The following is a 4,858-nucleotide window of genomic DNA, read 5'->3' as shown; positions in this document are numbered from 1 at the left end:
GCGCTATTCGATGCGCGTCTGGCTCGACCCGGACAAACTGGCAAATCTCGGCATAACCGCCGTCGACGTGCAGAACGCCATTGCCGAGCAGAACGTGCAGGTCGCGGCCGGCAAGATCGGCCAGTCGCCGGCGCCGGCCGGCACCGCCTTCGAGATGCAGGTCAACGCGGTCGGCCGCCTCAGCGACCCGAAGGAATTCGGCGAGATCGTCGTGCGCGCCAATTCTGAAAACGGCTCGCTGGTGCGCCTGCGCGACGTCGCGCGCATCGAACTCGGCGCGCTGCAATATTCCTCGTCCGCTTTCTTCGGCAAGGACCCGACGGTGGTGCTCGCCGTCTACCAGATGCCGGGTTCCAACGCGCTCGACCTGCAGCAGCGGGTCAAGGACAAGATGCAGGAGTTGTCGGCGCGTTTCCCGAAGGGCGTCAACTACGCCATGCACTACGACACGACGCGCTTCGTGTCGGCCTCGATGCATGACGTTCTGATTACGCTTGGCGAGGCGCTGGTGCTGGTCGTGGCGGTGGTGTTCATCTTCCTGCAGAGCTGGCGCACCACCATCATCCCGACCATCGCCATCCCAGTGTCGCTGATCGCAACGCTGGCGGTGATGTACATGCTGGGCTTCTCGCTCAACATGCTGTCGCTGCTCGGCATGGTGCTGGCGATCGGTCTCGTCGTCGACGACGCGATCGTCGTCGTCGAGAATGTCGAGCGACAGCTCGAGGCCGGCCTCAAACCACTTGCCGCGACACGCGCGGCGATGGCCGAGGTGACAGGACCGATCATCGCCACAACCGCGGTGCTGATGGCGGTGTTCATCCCGGTCGCCTTCATCCCGGGCGTCTCGGGGCGGCTCTACAACCAGTTCGCGCTCACCGTCGCGATCTCGGTCGGCATCTCGGCCTTCAACTCGCTGACGCTGAGCCCGGCGCTGAGCGCCGCGTTCCTGCGCCATCGCGGCGAGACGCAGTTCGTCTTGTTCCGCTGGTTCAATGCCGGCTTCGAATGGCTGTCGCATGCCTACGCCCATGGCGTGCGCATCCTGATCCGGCTGCGCTGGGCCATGCTCGGTCTGTTCGCCGCCGGCCTGGTGGCTACCTATTTCGTCTGGCAGAAACTGCCCTCGACCTTCCTCCCCGTCGAGGACCAGGGTTATTTCTTCGTCGTCATCCAGCTGCCTGACGGCGCTTCGTTGGAGCGCACCGACGCGGTGGCCGAGAAGGCGCGCGACATCCTGCAGAGCACACCCGGCGTCGACATTGTCGGCTCGATCAGCGGCCTGAACTTCCTGACCAGCGCCGCGCAGTCGAACTCGGCGGTGGAGTTCGCGATCCTGAAGCCTTGGGACGAGCGTGGACCCGACCAGAATGCCTCGAAGCTGGTCGCTGAGGTGCGCAACAAGCTGCTGCAGATACCGGAGGCCTTCGCGCTCTCCTTTGATCCGCCTTCGATCCCGGGCCTCGGCACCACCGGCGGCTTCGAGTTCCAGGTCGAGGATCTCTCCGGTCGTGGCAGTGCTGCGCTCAACGATGTCACGCAGGCGCTGATCGCCGAGGCGCGCAAGCAGCCGGAACTCAATCCGCAGCAGCTGTTCTCGTCCTTCTCGACGTCGACACCGCAGTTCAACTACGACCTCGACCGCAGCAAGGCGAAACTTCTGGGGCTCAGCCTGCCCGATGTGTTCAACACACTGCAGATCTATCTCGGCTCGCTCTACGTCAACGACTTCAACCTGTTCGGCCGCACCTTCCGGGTGACGATCCAGGCCGACAAGGATGCGCGCGCCGATGCCACCGACATCTCGCGGCTCTATGTGCGCAACGCTGCGGGCGGCATGGTGCCGCTGAGCACGCTGGGCAGGCTGGTGCCGATTGTCGGCCCCGAGACGGTGCCGCACTACAACAACAATGCATCGGCCCTGATCAATGGCGGTGCCGCTCCCGGCTTCTCGTCCGGACAGGCGGTGGCGGCGATGGAGCGGGCGGCGGCGACGGTGCTGCCCAGGGACTTCGGCTATGAGTGGACCGGCATCACCTTCCAGGAGCTCAAGGCCGGCTCGATCGCCTCGATCGTGTTCGGGCTTGCCATGGTGTTCGTCTTCCTGATCCTGGCGGCGCAATACGAAAGCTGGGCGATGCCCTTCATGGTGTTGCTCGCCGTGCCGCTCGCCCTGTTCGGCGCCTTCCTGGTGCTCCTGCTGCGCGGCATGCAGATCGACGTCTACTCGCAGATCGGCTTCGTCATGCTGATCGGCCTGGCGGCGAAGAACGCCATCCTGATCGTCGAATTCGCAAGACGACGGCGCGAGGAAGGTTTGAGCATTGTCGAAGCGGCGATGGAGGCCGCGCGGCTGAGGCTGAGGCCGATCCTGATGACGGCGTTCGCCTTCATCCTCGGCGTCCTGCCGCTGATGTTCGCGACGGGTGCAGGTGCTGCCAGCCGGCAGTCGATCGGCACCACCGTCTTCGGCGGCATGGTGGCGGCGACGGTGCTGTCGCTGGTGTTCGTGCCGGTGTTCTACGCGGTGATTGAAAAGCTGCGCGAGCGAGGCGAGGACAGAGAGCCCGCTCCGCACCATCAGGATATTGAACCGACCGCCGAGCCGGCGCTTCAGCCGCTCGCCCAGGCGGCTGAATAGCTCGCGCAGGCGGCGGAAAACGATTGGAGACCAAAATGCGTAAATGGAAAATCGCTTTGGGAACGGCCGTGGCGCTCGGTGCCATCTCGATGGCCAGCGTCCATCTGCTCGACATGGGCAGTCTCAGCCTCAATGCCGGCACGGCAGGGGCAGCGCCGGCTCCGGCGGCGTTCGTGATGCCGGTGCCGGTGGTGAACGTGGTGAAGAGGACGCTGCCGATCTATCTCGACTATGCCGCGCGGGTCGAACCGATCCGCAGCATCACCCTGCAGGCCCGCGTGCCGGGCTACCTGCAGGAGCAGGCTGCCGCCGACGGCAGCGACGTCAAGCAGGGCGACCTGCTCTACCGGATCGCGCCCGAGGACTATCAGGCGGCACTCGACCAGGCGAAGGCCGAGATCGAGCGCGACACGGCGACGCTCGACTATGCGCGGTCCAATCTCGGCCGCGGCACGGAACTCGCCAAGAGCGGCTATCTCGCCAAGGACAGTTTCGACCAGCGCACGAGCACCCTGCGCGCGGCCGAGGCAGCGCTTGCAGTCGACAGGGCCGCGCTGCGCACCGCCCAGCTCAACCTCGGCTATTCGGAGATCAAGGCGCCGTTCCCGGGCCGTATCGGCCGCAACCAGGCCTCGGTCGGCACGCTGGTCAGCGTCGCCGGCACGGTGCTCAACACGCTGGTGCAGCTCGACCCGATCTACGTCACCTTCAATCCGAGCGAGACCGATCTCGTCGAAATCGAAGCCGCGAAGGCAGCCGGCCCGATCGCCGTCGATGTTCTGCTGCCCGGTGAGACTGAGCCCAGCCAGAAGGGCGAGCTCACCTTCATCGACAACACGATCGACCATTCGACCGGCACGATCACGGCGCGGGCGACGATCGGCAATGCGAAATTCTCGCTGCTGCCCGGCCAGTATGTGCGGGTCCGGCTGCACGTGAAGGAGCAGCCGAACACGCTGATGGTGCCGCAGGTGGCGCTGGGGTCCAGCCAGCTCGGCAAGTACCTCTATGTCGTCGGCAAGGGCAACACGGTCGACCAGAAGCTGGTCTCGCTCGGGCCGACCGACGGCGACCTGATATCCGTGACATCAGGCATTTCCGAGGGCGACCAGGTGATCACCGGCAATCTGCAGAAGATCGGACCCGGCATGCCGGTCTCGCCGCTGCCGCAACAGAAACCGGCCAGCTGATAACCCCCATCAGTCCCGGTCCCGCGGCGCCCTCGACTCCCACGTCGAGGGTGCCGTTTTGTTGAGAAGTTCCACCAGCCCGGCAATGTCGGCGCGCTCGGCCTTTTGCCGGCAGCATGAAGGCGCAATAGGGCTGGCCGAGGCGCACCGAGACGGGCGATAGCGCGATCAGGCGACCCGCTTCGAGATCGGCGCTGGCCATGATCTTCTGGCCAAGCGCAATTCCCAGCCCCAGCCTCGCGGAGGATACCGCCAGGCTGGACAGGCCGACGCGGCGGCCATGCGAGGGATCCGGCGCGCGATTGCCGCCGGAGGCGCCGAACCATTCCGCCCAGCTCGGGTTACACCGCGCACCGCGTCACCACGGTCGAGGGCGAGCGCCAGCGCATGATCGCGGTGTTCTCTACTACGAGCGGCCCGGCGCAATGTTCAGCGAGGAAGAGCGGATCAGCTTCTACGGCCGGGCGGCTTGAGCCATCGACAAAATTCCGGAATTCGTAAATTGCCCTCTTGTTGGATTGTCGACAATCTGCTTGTCTTGCAATCCCTCATCCGGAGTAGGCGCATGGCGAAGCTGGATTTCAGTCCGATCGCGGATACGACGCGGAGGGCAGAGATCGTCGCGCTGCTCAGACGCGCCATCCTGACCGGCCAGTTGGAACCAGGACAGAAGCTCAACGAGCTCAGGATCTCCGAACAGATGCGGGTGAGCCGCGCGCCGTTGCGCGAAGCGATGCGCGAATTGGTCCAGGAAGGCATCCTGAACAGCATTCCTTACGCCGGCACCTTCGTCATCGATGTCACCGCCAAGGACATCATCGACGCCTATTCGCTCAACAAGGTGCTCGACGAATTCGCCATCGAATGCACCTGGCCGCTGCGCGACCAGCGCTTCTTCCACGAACTCGACCGCCGCCACGAAGCAGTGAAGCAGGCGACGCGGGCGCTCGACACCACGCGCCAGATCGAGACTGCGCTGCAATTGCATGGCCTCATCTACGAATGGGCCGACAATTCCGTACCTGTC

3 protein-coding genes are annotated in these 4,858 nt (G+C 64.9%); all 3 read left to right on the top strand.

Annotated features, from left to right (window positions below):
• The coding region (locus tag EN781_RS25865; RefSeq protein WP_145965624.1) for an efflux RND transporter permease subunit at positions 1-2,641 on the top strand (2,641 nt) is incomplete at its 5' end.
• A 35-nt stretch (positions 2,642-2,676) separates the two neighbouring features.
• Positions 2,677-3,831: an efflux RND transporter periplasmic adaptor subunit gene (locus EN781_RS25860; protein ID WP_126056019.1), complete on the top strand. Its 1,155-nt coding sequence runs from the start codon at positions 2,677-2,679 to the stop codon at positions 3,829-3,831.
• Positions 3,832-4,396: 565 nt separating this feature from the next.
• Positions 4,397-4,858: GntR family transcriptional regulator (locus EN781_RS25845; RefSeq protein ID WP_145965623.1), on the top strand; the 462-nt coding region annotated here is incomplete at its 3' end.

Origin of the sequence: Mesorhizobium sp. M4A.F.Ca.ET.090.04.2.1, from assembly GCF_003999085.1 — a bacterium.
Classification (GTDB): domain Bacteria; phylum Pseudomonadota; class Alphaproteobacteria; order Rhizobiales; family Rhizobiaceae; genus Mesorhizobium.
This window is presented reverse-complemented; position numbering and strand designations above follow the sequence as displayed.